Origin of the sequence: Halobacterium salinarum DSM 3754, from assembly GCF_008124605.1 — an archaeon.
GTDB lineage: Archaea > Halobacteriota > Halobacteria > Halobacteriales > Halobacteriaceae > Halobacterium > Halobacterium salinarum.
In genome coordinates, this window is the sequence record NZ_VRYN01000001.1 from 388405 (window position 1) to 406487 (window position 18083).

The following is an 18083-nucleotide window of genomic DNA, read 5'->3' on the forward strand; positions in this document are numbered from 1 at the left end:
TCAGGTGTCTGTCGTCAGCAGCCGCCGGAGCACGTCACCGTAGGCCGGCCGCGTGACGAGCACCCCGATGAGCACGCCCAGGATGGTGACCAGCGCGAACCCGCGGAGGTCGCCGAGACTCAGCACCGCAAGCGGGCTCATCGCGAGGATGGTGGTGGCGGCGGCGGCACCGATCACCCACAGCGCCTTCCGGAAGCGGCTCTGGAAGATGCGCGACGACGACACCTGCTCTGTCATCACCTCGTCGGCGATGATGACGAGGTCGTCCACCCCGGTTCCGATCACCGCGATGAACCCGGCGAGGTGTGAGAGGTCAAGCGCCAGCCCGGAGACGGCGGCGAACCCGAGCAGGATGACGACCTCCGCGAGCGCCGTGAACACCATCGGGATCGCGATCTTCGGCTCGCCGTACCGGAGCAACACCATGATCGCGACCGCGATCGCGGCCGCGAGCCCGGTCACCAGCGAGAGCGGTTTGTACTTCTGTGCGAAGCTCGGCGCGACGTAGTAGGAGTTCTGGACGGTGATCTCCGCGGGCAGCGCGCCGGCCTGCAGGTTCACCTGCAGGTTGCGGGCTGCCGTCATGGAGTTGGCCGTGATCCGGAACGACGGGTTGTTGACGAACTTCCCGGAGCTGAGGGTCCGCGCGAGCGTCGGCCCCATGCTGGCGTTGTACACTTCCTCGCCGTCGAGTTTGGTGAGCAGACAGTATCCGCCGTTGGGGAACCGACAGTTGCTGATGCCCGCCTGGGAGGTGAACCCGTACTGGGTCATGTCGCCGGTGAACCGCTGGGCGGCCTCCGCCGAGAGCTGTACCGGGACGAACGGCCGGCCGTTCTGGTCGCGTTTGGGTTGGTCGACTTCGACGAGCTCGTCGCCGCGCAGAACGGTGGCGTTGACGTTCGTCCCGTTGGATCCCGGATAATACGCGTCGAGGGTGACCTGGCCGCGTCCCTGGATGAGCGACTGCACCTGGGAGGCGTTCTGGCCGGGCACTTCCACGACGATGTAGTGGGCCTGAGCGCCGGCGCTGGTTTCGATGTCTTTGACTTCCGCGCCGCCGAGCCCGGTGGCGTCGATCTTCGAGCCGATGATGGAGACGATGTTGTCCCGTGTGGCCTGCGTGACGCCGCGGCGAACCGAGTCCGGCGAGTAGCCAGCGTCCTCAAGCGTGGTGCGCAGGCTGCTGGTGGAGACGTTCTGGTAGACTTCGACGCTGCCGGTGGCCGGGCGGGCACGGACGTCCCCGCGGTCGACGTCGAGGGCGGTGCTGATGCGGGTGGCGATCTCGCCTTCGTTGTCCGGAGTGACCGACACGCCGTCGGCGGTGACGCCGGTGACGGTCGTGCGGAGGCGGACCCCACCGGAGAGTTCGAGGCCGTAGTTGAGGTTCGTCGGGTCACCGGTTGCGGCCTGCTGGCCGCTGGTGTTGGCGCTCGCGCCGATGCCGGGCGCGAACAACGCGACGGAGCTGGCGACGACCAGGACGACGAGGGCTGCGATCCGCCAGTTCTCGCGGAACCAGCTCATTTCGCCACCCCCTCGAACTTGTACCAGCGAAGCAACGTGACGTTCAACATGTATGTGTTCATGAGATCAGTGACCAGCCCCATCACCAACACGAGGCCGATCGAGGACATCAGTGTGATGCCGAAGATGTAGGAGACGATCGTCATCACGACCATCGCGGCGATGGAGGTGAGTGTCATCGTGACACCGGTGTTCATCGCGCGGTCGACGCTCTCCCAGAACCCGCCCGACCGCCGGAGGACGTGGTTGTTCAGGAGGATGTCGGAGTCGACGGAGTACCCGATCAACATCAGCAACGCAGCGACCGTTCCAAGCGAGAGCTTGATTTCGAAGACGTTCATCAGCGCCACGGGCACGACGATGTCGCTGAACGCTGAGACGACGACCGCGATGCTGGGGACGAACGTCCGGAACAGCGCGAACACGAGCACGCTCATGCCGAGGAATGCGGCCGCGACACCCAGCAGTGCCAGTCCCTGGGTCGAGGAGCCAAACGTGGGTGAGACTTCCTGGGACTGCACGATTTCGATGTCAGCGGTGTCCCCACTGATGCCGGGGGCGTTCTCACTCTGGAAGGTCGCGAGGTACCGGTTGCCGTTGGTGCCGACCGAGCGGAACGACGTCGGCTCGGCATCGAAGGCGGCTTTGACCTGTGCGGACGGCGCGCTTGATTGTGCGACCACTTCCGACCCGCCAGTGAACTCAATGCCGGGCGACACCGGCGCGCCCGTGGCGGCCATCCACCCACCGATGACCGCGAGGGCGACGACCAACACGGCAAGCGGCGGCGCAACGAGTTGCCGCATTGAGTACTGGCTGAGGTCAACGTCCGGGACCTCGAACCATGACATGCCTGGCGGTGGGATGCGACGCTGGTTAAGCCTTCTTATCCGGACGCCGTGGGTTCGAGAGCTGGTACAGCGGGACGCACTCACACGACGTGACCGCGCCGGTGGGGGCGCGACGGGAGGGCAGGCCCGGGGCTACGGCAGATATCGGACGCTGATGAAGTCCGCGCCCGCCCGCACCTCCACGCGATTGATGCCGATGCGGGCGGCCCGCGAGACGGTCTGGTCGTCCGCAACAACGTCATCGACGGCGTCTGAGACGTTGTCCGCGCCGACCGAGAGCACGTGGATTTCGCCGACGCCGGCGCGCTCGGCGGTCGCGAGCTCGCCACGGGGGAGGTCGGCGGCCAGATCGCGAGCGTTCGGGGTGGGGGTTTCGTCGCTGACGGTCACCGGGATCTGGGTGTGTTCGGCGACGGACGCGACGCTGTACGTGACGTGCATCGGTGGGTCCGGCGTGATGGTTGCGTCCAGTACGTCGCCGGCCGAGAGCCCGGGGTTCTCCGAGAGGGTGTGCACCTGTGCGTCCGAGACGTCGGTGAGGATCGCGGAGTCCTCGCTGGCGTCACTGACGAAGAACGTCGCGGTCTTGGATCGGGCGTCGGTCATGCCCGCCCGTAGGCCGGCTCCCCGGTTCACTGTTACTGTTCGGCGGTTCACGCGCGCAGCCAGCGATGCGTGGCGTACACGAGCACCGCGCCGGCCAGCGGCACCACCGGCGAGAACTGCGGCGGGATGCCGTACAGCGCGGCGATCAGGGGTGCAGCGACGCCGCTGGGTGGCGGTCGGGACGCGAGCTCACCGGCGACCCGGTAGGTCGCCGGCATGGACGCCACCACGCCGAGGTACACTGACACCACGAACAGATAGCCGGCGGTCGAAACGCCGGCGTCGTAGGCGGGGTTCACGGACAGTGCGCGCCGGTGGCGGCGCGCGACGAACAACACGGGAGAGACCAACGGCAGGAACACGAACAGCCCGAGCACGACGTAGAACGTGCGGGACAGCGTCAGCGAGCCGCCGCTCCCGCCGGCAGTGTTGGAGATGAGCACGACGAGTGCGCCCGCCATCAGGAACGCGAACAGGCCACCGAGCACGGCGCTGACGACGGCGTAGCTTTTGAACAGCCGGGAGTCCGATTCGCGGAACGCGTACGGGAACGCCGACAGCAGCCCGGAGTAACTATCGAACCGGCCCATTTGTGTGGCCTGCGGGCGCGGCGAGCAAAAGCCCGGCGACTCCGCGCCGACCCGGGGCTCGCGGAACTAGCCACCCTGAAGTGGCCGGCAGACCCCCCTCCGTGTATGCGAATCGACATCGGCGCTGCACTCGACGCGACCGCCACGCCGGGCGTGCCGCCGGACGCGCTGGACCGACTCGACGACCGCGTCGCCCACGCACACGATCGGATCACCGCCGGGATGGATGGCGACGAGTTCGGGTACGCGGCCCTGAACCTCCCGCGGACGGTTGACGTGGACGCGATCACGGCGGCCGCCGACGCGGTGGCGGACGCCGACACGCTGGTGACCGTCGGGATCGGCGGGAGCGCGCTCGGCGCGGCGACGCTCGTGGACGCGCTGGGCGACGACGACCTGGACTACCACGCGCTGGACAACGTCGACCCCGCGCACGTCACCCGGTTGCTGGACCGGATCGACCTCTCGACGAGCGCCGTGCACGTGGTGTCGCGGTCGGGGACGACCGCCGAGACGCTCGCGAACTTCCTGGTTGTGCGGGACGCCATGGACGACGCGGGCGTGGACTGGACGGCGCGCACGCTCGTCACGACGGGCGACGACGGGCCGCTGCGGGCGCTCGCGGACACCCACGACTTGCCCGTGCTTGACGCCCCGAGGGGCGTTCCCGGCCGGTTCGCCGCGCTGTCGACGGTCGCGCTGCCGGCCGCCGCGATCGCCGGCGTCGACGTCGGCGAGCTGGTGGCGGGCGCGGCCGACGGGCGGGCGGCGCTTGCCGGCTCCCTGGAGGACTGCTCCGCGTACGCGTACGGCGCGACCGCGTACGCCCTCGATCAGCGCGGGGCGGGCGTGAACGCGATGCTGCCGTACGCCGAGCGCTTGGAGACGTTCGCCGAGTGGTTCGCACAGCTCTGGGCGGAGAGCCTCGGGAAAGACGGCGTCGGGCAGACGCCGGCGCGGGCGCTGGGCGCGACCGACCAGCACAGCCAGCTCCAGCTCTACCGCGCCGGCCCGCGGGACAAACTCGTGACCATGCTTCGGCCCGCGTCGCGGCCCGACTGTGCGATTCCGGAGGCGGAACTGGCTGACATCGACTATCTCACCGGCGGCGACCTCGGGGCGCTACTCGACGCCGAGTTCGAGGCGACGGCGGCCAGCCTCGCGGCGTCCGGTGTCCCCACTGTGCGCGTGGAGGTGCCGGCCGTCGACGCGCGGTCGGTGGGGCGGCTGCTGTTCGACTTCGAAGCCGCCTGCGTGCTCGCGGGCGAGCTCTACGGCGTCGAGACGTTCACCCAGCCCGCCGTCGAGTGGGGGAAGAACGCCGCCCGCGAGCTGCTCCGCGGCGAAGACCCGCTTCCGGAGACGGAGACCCACATCGTGGAGTGACCGCGGCCATGCCAACACCTCCTGTATCCGACCGGTACGCGTCGACTGTCGGGTTCGTCGTCGCGGGCGTCGGGCTGGCGGCGACGCTGCTCGACTGGGCGCCCGCCGCTGACGCGGTGGCACACGCCGCCACCGCGTGCGCCGCCGTCGCCACGCTGGCGTTCGCGGGGCGTCGCCACGGCACCGGCCCCGCGTGGTTGTCCGGCGTGGGCACCGGGGCCGGCGGCGCGCTCTCGCTGACGGCGGCGGCGGCGCTGCTGTCCATGACCGGGCCGGTCACCGCCGGACCGGCGGTGGCGCTGTTCGCGGGGATCGGCGTGATCGGGGCCGGGCTCGCCGCGGTCGCCGGCGTGGGTGCCGACGGCGTGCGCGCCCGGGAGCGGGCGGTCGGCGTTGCTGTGGTCGTGTCCGCCGGCGCGCTCGTCGCGAGCAGCCTGCTTGCAGCCATCGCCGCGGGCATCGCGCCGGACGCGCCGACGGTCGCGTACCCGGTGCGGGCTGCGGTGTCAAGCGTTGGGTTGGGGATCATGGGCGTCGCGTTCGTGCGGGCATCGGACGTCGCCGGGATCGACACCCCCACCGTCACCCGGCGTGACGTGGGCGTTGCGGCTGGCGGCGTGGGCGCGATCTTCGCGTTGCATCTGGGGTTGAACGTGGTCGTGACGGCACTCGCGTTGCCACAGACCCAACACGGCCTCATCGAAGCCGCGCGGAAGACCCCCGCGATGCTGGTGCCGCTGGCCGTCGTGTCGCTGGTGTTCGTCGCGCCGGGCGAGGAGCTGCTCGCGCGCAACGCCGTGCAGAAATACCTCTACGACGCGTATTCGCGGCGCAGCGCCGTAGTCGTCGCGTCGTTCGTGTTCGCGGCCAGCCACCTGCTGGCGTACGCCGGGACAGCCGCCCCGGGTGCCGTGATGGTCGCGCTCGCGCGCGTGTTCGTCGTCAGCCTGGTGCTCGGCGTCGCCTACGAGCGCACCGACAACCTGCTGGCACCGATCGTCATCCACGGCGTCTACGACGCGGTCCAGTTCGGACTCGCGTACTGGCAGTTCACGTAGCCTACGACGGGTTCTTGCGTTCGAGGGGGCTGCCACAGACGGGACAGCGGTCGTGGTCGGTGTCGTCGAACTCGCGGCCACACCCCTGGCATTGGAGGCGCCAGTCGCGGCGCTCGGTGATGCCGTCCTGGGAGATCGACTCGACCGTGACGGCGAGCTCGGCGGCGACGTTCTGCATCGCGTAGTCGTCGCTGACCAGCGTCCCGTCGAGTTCGTGGGCGGTCGCCAACAGCCGGCGGTCGGTCTCGGAGAGCACGTCGGCGTCGCCGGTCGTGGCCGCGGCCTGGCGCACGGCCTCGCGGGCGTCCTGTGCGGGAACGTGCACCCGCATGCCGCTGCCCGCGGCCGCGTCGAACCGGAACGCCGCGGCGTCGGTGAGCTCGTCGCGGACCTCGGGGACTGAGGCGGTCGGGTCCGGGGCGTCGTACTCGTCGATGAACGCGGTGGCGTCGAGGACGTGCACTATCGGCGAACGACGATGTAGTCTTTGACTGCTTGCACGCGGCTCACCGGAACGCGGTACCGGCCGTCGTCGCCGATCGGGAAGTCAGCGGCGACGGACTCCTCGGTCTGCTCGACGAGCAGGTGCTCCAGCGTGCCGGATTTGAGGTCCATCGTGATGTTGTACAGCATGCCAAGCTCCGTGCCGTCCGACCCCATCACGGCCTTCCCGGAGAGGTTTTCGGCGAGGATGTCGGCCATACCCGGTTTCACTGTCGGGATTCACATAAACCCCGGGGGGATGTCCGACGGGCGTGCGACAGCGAAACCACCACACAGCGAGTGGACAGCGCTACACGCGACGCCGGCCGAATGCGGTCGGCCCATCGGCGTCGCCGTCGCCGCCGTGACGATGGAATTATAGGCTACCGCGCGCTCCATTGGGGTAACGACCGTTCTCTCGGAGGATTCTACTATGCCCGACGCAGACACCACCGACGACCCCGGGGACTTGCGAACGCCGATCGTGGCCGTGCTCGGCCACGTCGACCACGGCAAGACTAGCCTGCTGGATAAGATCCGCGGCTCGGCCGTCATCGAAGGCGAAGCCGGCGCGATCACCCAACACATCGGCGCGACAGCGGTCCCGCTGGACACCGTCTCGGAGGTCGCCGGCAGCCTCGTCGACCCCACCGAGTTCGACCTGCCGGGGCTGTTGTTCATCGACACGCCCGGCCACCACTCCTTCTCGACGCTGCGCTCGCGGGGCGGCGCGCTCGCGGACATCGCCATCCTCGTGGTGGACGTCAACGACGGCTTCCAGCCACAGACGGAGGAAGCGATCCGCATCCTGAAGGACACGGGGACGCCGTTCGTCGTCGCCGCGAACAAGATCGACACGACGCCGGGGTGGAACCCGAACCCGGACGCGCCCGTGCAGGGCACTTACGACGACCAAAGCGACCGCGTGCGCTCGGACCTCGACGACGCGCTGTACGAACTCATCGGCGAGATGTCCGACGCGGGGTTCTCCTCGGACCTCTACTGGCGGGTGCAGAACTTCCAGAAGAACGTCGGGGTCATCCCCGTCTCGGCGGAGACCGGTGAGGGCGTCCCGGATCTGCTGACGGTGCTGATGGGGCTGGCCCAGCGGTACATGAAATCCGAGATGGAGGTCACCATCGACGGCCCCGGCGCGGGCACCGTCCTCGAAGTCAAAGACGAGCAGGGCTTCGGGACGACCGTCGACGTGATCCTCTACGACGGCACCATCCGGTCGGGGGACACCGTCGTGGTCGGCGCGCAGCCCGAGCCCATCGTCACGGACGTCCGCGCGCTGTTGAAGCCCGGCGACCTCGCGGAGATGCGGACGGAGAAACGCTTCGGGAACGTCGACCGAATGCAGGCCGCCGCCGGCCTGAAAGTCGCCGCGCCGGACCTCGACGACGCGATGGCCGGCGCGCCGATCCGCGTGGTCGGCGATCGTGACGTCGCGGACGTCGTCACCGAGGTGGAGGCGGAGCTGGCGGAGGTCGCGGTCGAAACCGGCGAGGAGGGGATCGTGGTGAAAGCGGACACGCTGGGCAGCCTGGAGGCGCTCGTGAGCGCGCTCGAAGAGGCCGAGATCCCCGTGATGTCGGCGGAAGTCGGCGACGTCGCGCCGCGGGACGTGGCGATGGCGACCACCGTCGACAGCGAGAAACACCGCGTACTCTTGGGGTTCAACGTCGACGTGCTGCCGGCCGCCGCGGAGAACGCCGAACGCGAGTCCGTGCGCGTGTTCAACAGCGACGTGATCTACCAGCTCGTCGAGGACTACGAGGCGTTCGTCGACGCCCAGGAGCGCGAGCAGAAAGAAGCGGTCTTCGACAACATCGTGCGCCCGGCGCGGTTCCGCATCCTGAAAGACCACGTGTTCTGCCAGAACGACCCCGCGGTCGTCGGCGTTGAGGTGGTGTCGGGCACGCTCAAGCGGAACACGCCGGTCGGCGGTATCGAGGGCAACGACCTCGACCGCGCGGGCATCGTCAAGGGCATCCAGGATCAGGGTGAGGACGTCGACGAAGCCCGCGCGGGCAACCGCGTCAGCGTCTCCATCGACGGCCCGACGGTCGGCCGCGACATCAAGGAGGGCGACGAACTCTGGGTTGACCTGCCCGAAAAGCACGCGAAAGTGTTGGACCAAGAACTCACGTCTGACCTGCCCGCCGACGAGCGCGAGGCGCTGAAATCCTATCTGGACATCATGCGCAAACGCGACCCCTTCTGGGGGAAGTAGGCGGTCTGGGGCCGGCAGCGGATACGGCTGTAAGCTCTGGTCGACTACCGAATTTGGCCCGTGAGAACCGGCTGAACTATCGCGCTGTTTCGGGAACGTCGTCGCCGAGGGCGTGTTTGACCTGCAGCGCCGCACTGGCGGCGAGCCCGCGAGCGACCTCCTCGCGGTCCTCGGTGGGGATCAGGTCGTCGTCGGCGAGATCCTCGAACTCGGGCGTGAACCCGGCGCTGACCGGGTTGCCGGCGGGCGGGCGAACCGCAACCGTGACCTGCACGCCGCTGGACCCGTTCGTGACCTCCGAGCCGACCACGTACTCGTCGGGCAGGAACTCGCGGGTCCGGGACGCGATCTGCGCGATGCTCGTCTGGAGCGCGCGACGTTGCTCGCCACTGAGGTCGCCAGTGGCGTCCGCCGGCCCGCTGTACGGCGCGTTTCCATGCATGACACATGGGTACGTGGTGGGAACGTATAACCCTTCTACTGTCGGGTGATCTTACTGGTCGAAAACGGGGTCGCTGTCGCCGTAGGCCGCGATGACGACGGCCGCGGCGTGCTCGCCGGCGTCGGCGGTGACCGTCTCGGTCCGCACGGACGGCTCCACGCCGTCCCAGTCGCGCACGTCCATGCCGGCCGTGATGCCGGTGGTGACGCGGTCGGCGACGTCGTCGGGGGTGGTCTCGTCGGCGGCTTCGTAGAAGAGACCGGGCGCGCCGTCGCGGGGTGCCCACGCCAGCCCGGCGCTTGCCTGCCCCGGCCCCGCTGTTTGGCCGCGGGCTTCCACGACGGTGAGCGTGTTCCCCGCCGGCCCGAGGTCGGGCGCGGTGTCGACCGGGGAGACGGTTGCGTCGGCAGGAATGACCGACGAGACGCGAATCAGGTTGTAGTTGTGGACGTTGGCGTCCGCGAGCGCGGCGTCGTAGGCGGCCATCTCCGTCGGGGCGACACCGCTCCCCCACGCGATTCGGATGCGAGGCATACGGTCGGCGTACGCCGTCCGGCGTCCTATACTTACTGAATGTAGCTCGGGTACCGCGGGCCGCTGGACTCGGTGTCCCCCTCGGCGACGAGTTTCTCGTAGGCGTCGTCGAAGTCCTGGCGGTGGACCTCGTCGCGGTCGTCGCGGATGGCGAACATCCCGGCTTCCGTGGCGAGGCTGGCGAGCTGCGCACCGGAGAACTCCGCGGTGTCGGCGGCGAGATCCGAGAAGTCGACGCTGTCGGCGACGTTCATCTCGCCGGCGTGGATCTCCAGGATGCGCTCGCGGGCGTCCGGGTTCGGGTTGGGGACTTCGATGAGGCGGTCGAAGCGGCCGGGCCGCAGGATCGCGGAGTCCAGCATGTCGAAGCGGTTGGTGGCGGCGATGATGCGGATGTCGCCGCGCTCGTCGAAGCCGTCCATCTCCGAGAGCAACTGCATCATCGTGCGCTGGACCTCGGCGTCCCCGCTGGTCTTCGAATCCGTGCGCTTGGCGGCGACGGCGTCGATCTCGTCGATGAAGATGATCGCGGGGTCTTTCTGTTCGGCGAGCTCGAAGAGATCCCGGACCAGCCGGGAGCCCTCGCCGATGAACTTCCGCACGAGCTCGCTGCCGGCCATCTTGATGAAGCTGGCGTCCGTCTGGTTCGCGACGGCTTTCGCGAGCATCGTCTTGCCGGTGCCGGGCGGCCCGTGCAACAACACCCCACTCGGGGGTTCGACGCCGACCGCGTCGAACTTCTCGGGGTTGACCAGCGGGTCCTCGACGGCTTCCCGGACTTCCCGGAGCTGGTCGTCGAGGCCGCCGATGTCAGCGTACGTGACCGACGGCGACTCGTCGACTTCCATGGCCTGCGCGCGGGCGTCGGTCTCGTCGTCGAGCACGCGCTGCACGCTGAACGAGTCGTTGATCGCGACCCGGTCGCCGACCTCCAGGGTGTCCGCGAGTCGCGGCGACAGCTCGGTGAGGACCTCCTGGTTGTTGCCGTGCTGTTTGATCACGGCGCTGCCGTCTTCGGGCAGGTCTTCGACGGTCGCCAGGTACAGCGACGCCGTTTTCAGCGTCTCGTTCTCGCGCTGGAGGCGGTTGACCTCCTCGCGGAGTTCTTCGCGGCGGGCTTCGACATCGTCGAGTTGCGCCTGCAGCTCTCCGTTGACCGCCACGATATCCACGTAGTGGTCTTGGAGCGCGTTGAGGCGTTCCGCCGGCGTCGACTCGGGATCGACGTCGAGCGTCGGCCGGTCCGGCAATGAGGGGCTACGCGACATTCGTTGCCGTCCATAGGGGCCGCGCGTAGAAGTTCCTTTGGGTAGGCTACACTGTCCGTGCGCGGGACGCCAAACGGGGGTGTGGCGGCGCGGCGTTAGACGAGGTCGTCGGCCTCGTCGAGGTAGTGGTCGTAGACGCCGATCGCGCGCTCGATGGGGGCGCTCGTGGACATGTCGACGCCGGCGTCCTGGAGGAGTTCGATCGGGTACGCGCTGGACCCGCGGGTGAGGAACTCCCGGTAGCGGGCGGCGGCGTCGGGCTGGTCGTCGTCGAGGATGTCCTCGACGAGCGCGACCGCCGCGGAGATGCCGGTGGCGTACTGGAAGACGTAGAAGTTGTAGTAGAAATGCGGGATGCGCATCCACTCCCGTTCGATGTGGTCGTCGATGGTGGCGTTGGCGTAGTACGCGCGCTTGCGGTCGCCGTACACCTCGTCGATGCGGTCGGGCGTGAGCGCCTCGCCCGCCCGGGTGAGCTCGTGGAGGCGCTGTTCGACGTCCGCGAACAGCGTCTGGCGGTAGAGCGTCGACCGGAAGCGTTCGAGGTACTCGTTGAGGATGTGCCGCCGGAAGTGGTCGTCCTCGACCGTGTCGAGCAGGTGGTTGACCAGCAGCGCCTCGTTGACCGTGGACGCGACTTCCGCCACGAAGATCTCGTAGTTCGAGTAGACGTAGGGCTGGTGTTCGCTGGTGTACTGGCTGTGGAGGCTGTGCCCGAGTTCGTGGGCGAGCGTGAACATCGAGGAGATGTCGTCCTGGTAGTTCATCAGGATGAACGGCTGGGTGTCGTAGGTCCCGCCGGAGTACGCGCCCGAGCGCTTCCCGCGGTTCTCGTAGACGTCCACCCAGTTCGAATCCAGGCCGTCGGCGACACGCTGCTGGTAGTCCTCGCCGAGCGGCGCGACCGCCTCGATGACGTGCTCGCGGGCGTCGGCGTACTCGATGTCGGGGCCTTCGGAGTCCACGATGGGCATGTAGAGGTCCCACATCTCCAGGTCGTCGACGCCGAGGGCGCGCCGCTTCAGGTCGGCGTGGCGCTGGAGCGTGTCGAGGTTGTCGTCGACCGTGTCGACGAGCGTGTCGTACACCTCGACGGGGATGTTGCCGCTGTCCAGGGCGGCCTGCCGGGCGGTGTCGTAGTTGCGCGCCTCGGCGAGTTTCACGTCCCGTTTCATCTGGGTTTTCATCGTCGACCCGATGGTGTTCCGGACGCCGCTGATGGTGTCGTAGAACTGCTCGTGGACGGTCTGTCGGAACGCCCGGTCCGGGGTCTTCAGGAGGTTCGTGAAGTTCGACTGCGAGATCTCGACGGCATCGCCGGCGGGGTCTTCGACGGTGGGGAACTCCAGGTCGGCGTCGGTGAGCATGTTGTACGCGTCGCTTGGCGCGCCGAACACCTCACCGAGCTCGCTCAGGAGCCCCTCGACCTCCGCCGAGCGCGTGTGCGGTTTCATCCGCAACACGTCGTCGAAGTAATGCTCGTACGCCGCAAGCTCGGGCGTCTCCTCGATCATCGACTGCAGTTGCTCGCGGGTGCAGGCCTGGAGCTCGGGGTCGAAAAAGGACGTCGCCGAGGACACGTCGGTCATGAGGCTCGCGCCGCGCGCCTGCAGCGCCTGGTACTCCTGGTCGCGGGTGTCTTCGTCCGACCGCATGCTGGCGTACGCGGACACCGTCTTGGCGTCCCGGTAGACCGCATCGCGCAACTCCAGGGCCGCCAGCAGCGTCTCGCCATCCTCGGTGAGCCGCCCCTCGTAGTCGTTGAGCGCGTCAAGCTCGGCTTGGACGTCCTCGAAGGCCGCCTCCCACTCGTCGTCGGTCTCGTAGATGGACGCCAGCGCCCATTTGTACTCGTCCGCCACGTCCGCCCGGTCGGGGACACTGCTCATATGCCCCAGCGTTCGCGTGCGTCCGGTTAAACGTTCGCAAACAACCGGGTGATTGCCGGCGACGGCCCCCGAAATTAACCCGGTGCCCGACGTAGCGGGCGGCATGGACGCTGTGCCGCGGGCGCTCGGACAGGCATGGACCGATGACACGCCGTGGGACGTGCTCACGGCGCTCACGGCGCTCGACTCCCGGATGGCGGGCCACGCCGGCGACCGCCGGGCCGCCGAACACGTCGTGGACGCGCTGGGCGAGGCCGGGGTTCGTGACGCGACCACCGAGCCGTTCCCCCTCCCGGTGTGGACGCGCGGGGACTGCGCGCTGCGCGTGACCGCGCCCGACGAGCGGGCGTTCGACGCCATCGCGTTGCCGTATGCGCCCGCCGGCACGGCGACCGGGCGACTGGTCTCGGCGGGATACGGCGCGCCGGCCGGTTTCGACGGGGTCGACGTCGAGGGCGCGGTCGTGGTGGCGTCGACGGGCAGCCCGCCGGGAGGCGAGCGCGTCCACCGCATGGAGAAGTACGGCCGGGCGGTGGCGGGCGGGGCAGCGGGGTTCGTGTTCCACAACCAGCGCGACGGCCAACTCCCCCAAACGGGTGCGCTCCGCGGTGGCCGCGTGGGCGAGCGCCCCGCCGCCAGCGTCTCCGGGGAGGTGGGGTCGTGGCTGGAGGCGTACGCCGAGCGGGGCGGGGCGGCCGAGCTGACCGTCGACGCGCACACCGAGCCAGGGACGGGCGTCAACACGCACGGCGTGCTCGGGCCGGACACGCCCACGGAGGTGGTCGTGATCGCGCACCACGACGCCCACGACATCGGCGAGGGCGCACTCGACAACGGCTGTGGCGTGGCCACACTGGTGGCGGCCGCGCGCGTGCTGGCCGCGATGGAGTCCGTCCTGGAGACGCGCGTGCGGCTGGGCACGGTCAGCGGGGAGGAAGTCGGGCTCGTGGGCGCGAGCGCGCTCGCGGACAGCCTCGACACCGACGCCGTGCGCGCGGTGGTGAACCTCGACGGGGCGGGCCGGTATCGGACGCTGCGGGCGTTCCTGCACGCCACCCCCGCGTTCGCGGACGTGCTGGCGGCGGTCGAGGACGCGGCCGGGCACCCGATCGACGTGGTCGACACGCTGCACCCGTACAGCGACCACTGGCCGTTCCTCCGGGCGGGCGTCCCCGCGGTGCAGTTGCATTCGGTCACCCCCGAGCGCGGCCGCGGCTGGGGACACACGCAGGCCGACACCCGTGACAAAGTCGACGCGCGGACGCTGCGCGAGCACGGCATGCTCGCCGCGCTGCTCGTCCGCGAACTCGCGCGCGAGGACACGACCATCCCCCGTGCCAGCCAGGCAACGCTCCGCCAGCGCCTCGTCGATGCGGGCATGCGGTCGGGGATGGTGGCCGCGGACGTCTGGCCGGCCGCCTGGGACTAGATCGAGGCGAGGTGGCCGGCGACGCGGGCGCGCTCGTGGTGGTCCGCGCGGGCTGCGCGGAACGTGGTTCGCGCGCGCTCGGCGGCGTCCTCGTCGACGGTGAACGAGAGGCCGTCGTAGGCGACGGCGTGAAGCACCAGGGGGTGTGGGTCCGCGGGCGGCACGCCGTCCGGGCCGGCAACCGGCTCGTCGCCCAGCACGGTGTCGATCCGGTCGGTGTCACCGGTCTCGGTGACGAGCTGGACGAGCGAGACGACGCGGCGAACGAGCTCCCGACAGAACCCGCCGGCCCGGACGGTGATGACGCGAAACGCCCCGTCGCGGTCCAGGGTGGCGTCCAACTCGCGGACGGTGTTGGTGGTGTTGGGGGTGAGGTTGTGGAAGTCGTGTGTCCCGGTGAGCCGGTCGAGCGCCCCGGCGGCGCGATCGTCGGTGGCCCGACTGTCGGGGGCGTACCAGTAGTAAACGTAGGTGCGCGCGACCGCGTCGTGGGTGGCGTGGAACTCCGGCGGCGCGTCGGCGTGCGCCCACACCTGGATGGGGTCCGGGAGCGCGCCGGTGAACGCGTCGGGGGTCAGCCACGCCGGCGCGTCGAAGGCGACCGTCTGGGCGCGCGCGGACACGCCGGCGTCCGTCCGCCCGGCGGCGGCGTACCCCGGCGGTTTCGCGCCGTCGAAGACGTCCAGGCGGCGCAGCGCGCCGAACAGCTCGCCGGCCACCGTGGAGACGTCGGGCTGGCGCTGGAAGCCGTGGTATGGGCGGCCGTCGTAGGCGACCCGGAACGCGCGACGCGGCATCCGGTTACGCGAAGTCCTCGACCCGCGGCGCGTCGTGCGCGCCGGGGAACGCCGCGATCGGGGCGGTCGTCTGCTCGCCGGACGCCATGTTCTTGATGGTGACGTTGCCGTCAGCGAGGTCCTGCTCGCCGACGATCACGACGGTGTCCGCGCCGACGTTGTCGGCGTAGTTCATCTGCGCGCCGAAGCTGCGCCCGGTGATGTCGGTGTCGACGCGGTTGCCGCGCTCGCGCAGCGCGCTCGCGACGTCGGCGGCTTCGGCGTCGGTGTCCCCGACCTGGAGCACGTAGTAGTCGGGCGTGAACTCGTCGTCGGGGAGCACGCCGGCGTTCTCCAACAGGAGGTTGAGGGTGGCGTGGCCGGGCGCGACGCCGACCGCCGGCGTGGGCTGCCCGCCGAAGCGCTCGATGAGGTCGTCGTACCGGCCGCCGCCGAACACCGCGCGCCCGACGTCGCCCGTGGAGTCGAAGCACTCGAACACCACGCCCGTGTAGTAATCCAGGCCGCGGGCGGTCGTCAGCGACACGTCGCAGTACTGGCGGACGCCGAGGGTTTCGGCCGCATCGAGGACGTTCCGGAGGTTCGCGACCGCGTCCCGGACCCGGTCGGTGCCCGCGAACGACACGAGCGCGTCGAGGTCGTCGCCGTCCAGGAGGTCGTCGAATTGCTCGGCCTGATCGTATGACAGCCCCGCCGCCGCCAGGTCATCGAGGTACGCCGCGCGCTCGATTTTCTCGCGTTTGTCGACGGTGCGGATCGCCGCCTCGGTGTCCACCGTGGCGTCGAACGCGGCCAGCAGGCCGCCGAGGATGTCCCGGTGGCTCACCCGGAACTCGAAGTCCGCGCCCGTGAGCCCGAGCGACGTGAGACCGTCGGCGGCGACCGCGAGCACCTCGGCGTCGGCGCGCGGATCGCTCGTGCCGAAGATGTCGAGGTTGGTCTGGTAGAACTCCCGGAACCGCCCCTGCTGGGGCTCCTCGTAGCGCCAGAACGGCCGCGAGGAGTACCACTTGATCGGCTTCGAGAGGGCCTGCTGTTTGGCCACCACCATGCGCGCGACGGTCGGCGTCAGCTCCGGGGTGAGCGCCACGTCCCGCCCGCCCTGGTCGGTGAACGAGTACAGCTCGTCGACGATTTCCGCGCCGGACTTGTCGACGTACATCTCGGTGCGCTCCATGGCGGGCGTGCCAACCTCACGGAACCCGTAGCTGGCGGCGGCGTCCTCGATCGCGTCGATCGCCGCGCGCCGCGGCCCCATCTCCGCGGGGTAGAAGTCACGAAACCCCTTGAGTCGGTCGTACATGGAGTGCGGTTGTCGCGTCCGGCGCTTCAAAGCTTCCGTTCGACGCCCACCCTAGTTGCGGAGCCCGTGCACGTACGTCTGGTCGTGCTCGGGGAACACGTCGCTGATCGCGGTGTCGTCGCGGTCGGCCGCCAGCAACGCCCGCAGCTCCGCCTCGTAGTCCGCGCGCGGGATCTCCTCGCTCGGGCCGGTTTCGACGTCGAGTTCGGCGGCCACCAGTCGGTCGATCGCGCCGCGTCCGAACCCCGACAGCGGGGAGACGTAATCCACGCCGTGGCGGTCTTCGAGGCTCTGGGCGTGCGCCCGCGACACCGTCGGCACGCGGTCGTCCCGGCGCGTGCCGTCCGCGACCGCGTCGAAGCGCTCCGCGACCGCCTCCAGGGCGTGCTCGTGGACGTGCTGGATGCCGTTTCGCGGATAGCCGTCCTCGACCATCAGCGCCACCGCGTCGTCGGCGACCCCGCGGTCCAACTGCAGTGCCTCGAAGTCGAAGTCGGTCTCAGCCGCCGCAGCGCGGGCGTGGGCGTGCTCGTCGGTGATGCCGAAATGCACGGTGACGAGCGTGATGTCGTAGAACCGATCGAGAACGAGGGCGGCCAGCGTGGAGTCTTTCCCGCCGCTGTAAAGCAGGCCCAGTTCCATCGCTTATCGGCGATTGATGTTGAAGCTCTGGGAGTCGGGCTTGAGTTCGCGGAGGATCTCTTTCATCTGATCCTCGTCGATGCGGCCCTGCACGCGTCCGGACTGGGCCAGTGCGAGGACCTGCTGTTCGGCCTGCTCGGCGAACTCCGGCTTGCTCATGCGGATCGTGTTCAGGCGCTTGCGCGCGCCGTCGGTGAGGTTCTGCTTGAGCATCGCCTGCTTTTGCTGTTCGGCCTGCTGGGCCTGCTGCTGTTGGGCCTCACGCTCCGCGTCGCCGCCCTGCTGTTGTTGCTTGAGCTGCTCTTTCTTTCGCTGGCGAAGCTCCTCTAGTCGGTCGTCGTCAGGGTTCCCACTCATACTGGATGACAGTTGGCCGCGAGTCGTGTTAATTGTTGTGCACAGCGTCGACTGCTGCCGGCGCTACCCGAACGAGAAGTGGCGGCGTCGCGTCGGCGAGCGTTACGCGTAGCGTTCGAGCTCCGGGCGATCGAGGGATTCGATCACGTCGCCGGCGGTCTCGTCGAGGAGGCTGCGGCCGTCACCGGTGACGACGCGGCCGTGGTCGTGTTGTTGCTCGACGAGGCCCTCGGCTTCGAGTTGCTGGAGGATCGTGCGCACGATGTTCCGGGAGCCGGCGGTCGTCGTCGACGGCGCGACGACGTAGCGGTTCGAGCCCGAGGTCGTGGAGCCGTAGGCCTCCGAGAGGCGCTTGACACCGATCGGGCCGTCGATGGCGACCTTCCGCAGGAGGCTGGCCGCGCGGGTCGCCCAGAAGTCAGACTGCTCGGGGGGAAGCTCGCGGCCCGCGCCCGTCTTCGCGTAGTTCGCCCAGTCCGGCTCGTCGAGTCGCGTTTCGAGGTCCGCGGCGAGCTCGTCGATGAGCTCGTCCACGGGGGCGTCGTAGAGAGTTGCCATTGCAGGCACGTCGTCCCTGATTCGTTTAAAGGCATCGTTAGGCGGCGCGAGGCGGCCACACCGGCGTGCGTGACCGCCCCCCCGGCGGCAGCGGCCGGGTGCCGTGGCGGCTTTCCGGGGGCTT

At 69.4% G+C, this 18083-nt stretch carries 19 protein-coding genes; 4 read left to right on the top strand and 15 right to left on the bottom strand.

What is annotated here, in order from left to right; all coding sequences use genetic code 11:
* From APQ99_RS02085 to APQ99_RS02100, 4 genes are all read right to left on the bottom strand, one after another.
* The gene (locus APQ99_RS02085; RefSeq protein ID WP_010903461.1) at nucleotides 1-1530 is read right to left on the bottom strand and encodes a preprotein translocase subunit SecD; all 1530 of its coding nucleotides are present in this window, start codon (nucleotides 1528-1530) and stop codon (nucleotides 1-3) included.
* Nucleotides 1527-2381 (bottom strand): protein translocase subunit SecF, encoded by an 855-nt coding sequence (gene secF / locus APQ99_RS02090; protein ID WP_010903462.1) that lies wholly within the window; start codon nucleotides 2379-2381, stop codon nucleotides 1527-1529. The genes APQ99_RS02085 and secF overlap by 4 nt, the downstream gene beginning before the upstream one ends.
* Nucleotides 2382-2513: 132 nt before the next feature.
* Nucleotides 2514-2987 carry a DUF5812 family protein gene (locus APQ99_RS02095; RefSeq protein ID WP_010903463.1) on the bottom strand — a complete coding sequence of 158 codons (474 nt, stop codon included), beginning with the start codon at nucleotides 2985-2987 and terminating at the stop codon, nucleotides 2514-2516.
* A gap of 47 nt (nucleotides 2988-3034) precedes the next feature.
* Complete coding sequence (locus APQ99_RS02100) at nucleotides 3035-3577, bottom strand: hypothetical protein (RefSeq protein ID WP_010903464.1); 543 nt, start codon at nucleotides 3575-3577, stop codon at nucleotides 3035-3037.
* Nucleotides 3578-3682: 105 nt separating this feature from the next.
* On the opposite strand from APQ99_RS02100, the gene APQ99_RS02105 reads away from it, so the two are divergent.
* Nucleotides 3683-4963 (top strand): glucose-6-phosphate isomerase, encoded by a 1281-nt coding sequence (locus APQ99_RS02105; RefSeq protein WP_010903465.1) that lies wholly within the window; start codon nucleotides 3683-3685, stop codon nucleotides 4961-4963.
* Between the two features lie 8 nt (nucleotides 4964-4971).
* The gene (locus APQ99_RS02110) at nucleotides 4972-6021 is read left to right on the top strand and encodes a CPBP family intramembrane glutamic endopeptidase (protein ID WP_010903466.1); all 1050 of its coding nucleotides are present in this window, start codon (nucleotides 4972-4974) and stop codon (nucleotides 6019-6021) included.
* A gap of 1 nt (nucleotide 6022) precedes the next feature.
* Here APQ99_RS02110 and APQ99_RS02115 read toward each other — a convergent pair whose 3' ends face one another.
* Together APQ99_RS02115 and APQ99_RS02120 are read right to left on the bottom strand one after the other, a co-directional pair.
* Nucleotides 6023-6484: an NOB1 family endonuclease gene (locus APQ99_RS02115; protein WP_012289414.1), complete on the bottom strand. Its 462-nt coding sequence runs from the start codon at nucleotides 6482-6484 to the stop codon at nucleotides 6023-6025.
* Nucleotides 6484-6723 carry a PRC-barrel domain-containing protein gene (locus tag APQ99_RS02120; protein ID WP_010903468.1) on the bottom strand — a complete coding sequence of 80 codons (240 nt, stop codon included), beginning with the start codon at nucleotides 6721-6723 and terminating at the stop codon, nucleotides 6484-6486. The genes APQ99_RS02115 and APQ99_RS02120 overlap by 1 nt, the downstream gene beginning before the upstream one ends.
* Nucleotides 6724-6937: 214 nt before the next feature.
* Here APQ99_RS02120 and infB point away from each other — a divergent pair, with 214 nt between their 5' ends.
* A complete protein-coding gene (gene infB, locus APQ99_RS02125; RefSeq protein WP_136361516.1) occupies nucleotides 6938-8740 on the top strand; it encodes a translation initiation factor IF-2 in 1803 nt (600 codons plus the stop codon).
* A gap of 76 nt (nucleotides 8741-8816) precedes the next feature.
* Here infB and APQ99_RS02130 read toward each other — a convergent pair whose 3' ends face one another.
* The 4 genes from APQ99_RS02130 to pepF form a co-directional block, all read right to left on the bottom strand.
* Nucleotides 8817-9182 (bottom strand): DUF5811 family protein, encoded by a 366-nt coding sequence (locus tag APQ99_RS02130; protein ID WP_010903470.1) that lies wholly within the window; start codon nucleotides 9180-9182, stop codon nucleotides 8817-8819.
* Between the two features lie 51 nt (nucleotides 9183-9233).
* Entirely contained in the window at nucleotides 9234-9716 is a 483-nt protein-coding gene (locus tag APQ99_RS02135) for a pyruvoyl-dependent arginine decarboxylase (protein ID WP_010903471.1), read from the bottom strand.
* Between the two features lie 32 nt (nucleotides 9717-9748).
* Nucleotides 9749-10984, bottom strand: coding sequence for a proteasome-activating nucleotidase Pan2 (pan2, locus tag APQ99_RS02140; RefSeq protein WP_010903472.1), 1236 nt, complete (start codon nucleotides 10982-10984; stop codon nucleotides 9749-9751).
* A 95-nt stretch (nucleotides 10985-11079) separates the two neighbouring features.
* Nucleotides 11080-12873: an oligoendopeptidase F gene (gene pepF, locus APQ99_RS02145; RefSeq protein ID WP_012289415.1), complete on the bottom strand. Its 1794-nt coding sequence runs from the start codon at nucleotides 12871-12873 to the stop codon at nucleotides 11080-11082.
* Nucleotides 12874-12976: 103 nt separating this feature from the next.
* Here pepF and APQ99_RS02150 point away from each other — a divergent pair, with 103 nt between their 5' ends.
* Entirely contained in the window at nucleotides 12977-14302 is a 1326-nt protein-coding gene (locus tag APQ99_RS02150) for a M28 family metallopeptidase (protein ID WP_010903474.1), read from the top strand.
* On the opposite strand, the gene truA is transcribed toward APQ99_RS02150, so the two are convergent.
* The 5 genes from truA to APQ99_RS02175 all read right to left on the bottom strand — a co-directional run bounded on the left by truA (nucleotide 14299) and on the right by APQ99_RS02175 (nucleotide 17959).
* Nucleotides 14299-15099, bottom strand: a complete 801-nt coding sequence (gene truA, locus APQ99_RS02155) for a tRNA pseudouridine(38-40) synthase TruA (protein WP_010903475.1) — start codon at nucleotides 15097-15099, stop codon at nucleotides 14299-14301. The two genes, APQ99_RS02150 and truA, sit on opposite strands and share 4 nt — an antisense overlap.
* 4 nt (nucleotides 15100-15103) lie before the next feature.
* Entirely contained in the window at nucleotides 15104-16402 is a 1299-nt protein-coding gene (gene hisS, locus APQ99_RS02160; RefSeq protein WP_010903476.1) for a histidine--tRNA ligase, read from the bottom strand.
* Nucleotides 16403-16453: 51 nt separating this feature from the next.
* On the bottom strand, nucleotides 16454-17044 hold the full coding sequence (locus APQ99_RS02165; RefSeq protein WP_010903477.1) for an alpha hydrolase: 591 nt from the start codon (nucleotides 17042-17044) through the stop codon (nucleotides 16454-16456).
* A gap of 3 nt (nucleotides 17045-17047) precedes the next feature.
* Nucleotides 17048-17401, bottom strand: coding sequence for a DNA-binding protein (locus APQ99_RS02170; protein ID WP_010903478.1), 354 nt, complete (start codon nucleotides 17399-17401; stop codon nucleotides 17048-17050).
* A 102-nt stretch (nucleotides 17402-17503) separates the two neighbouring features.
* Nucleotides 17504-17959: a 30S ribosomal protein S19e gene (locus APQ99_RS02175; protein ID WP_010903479.1), complete on the bottom strand. Its 456-nt coding sequence runs from the start codon at nucleotides 17957-17959 to the stop codon at nucleotides 17504-17506.
* Between the last annotated feature and the right edge of the window lie 124 nt (nucleotides 17960-18083).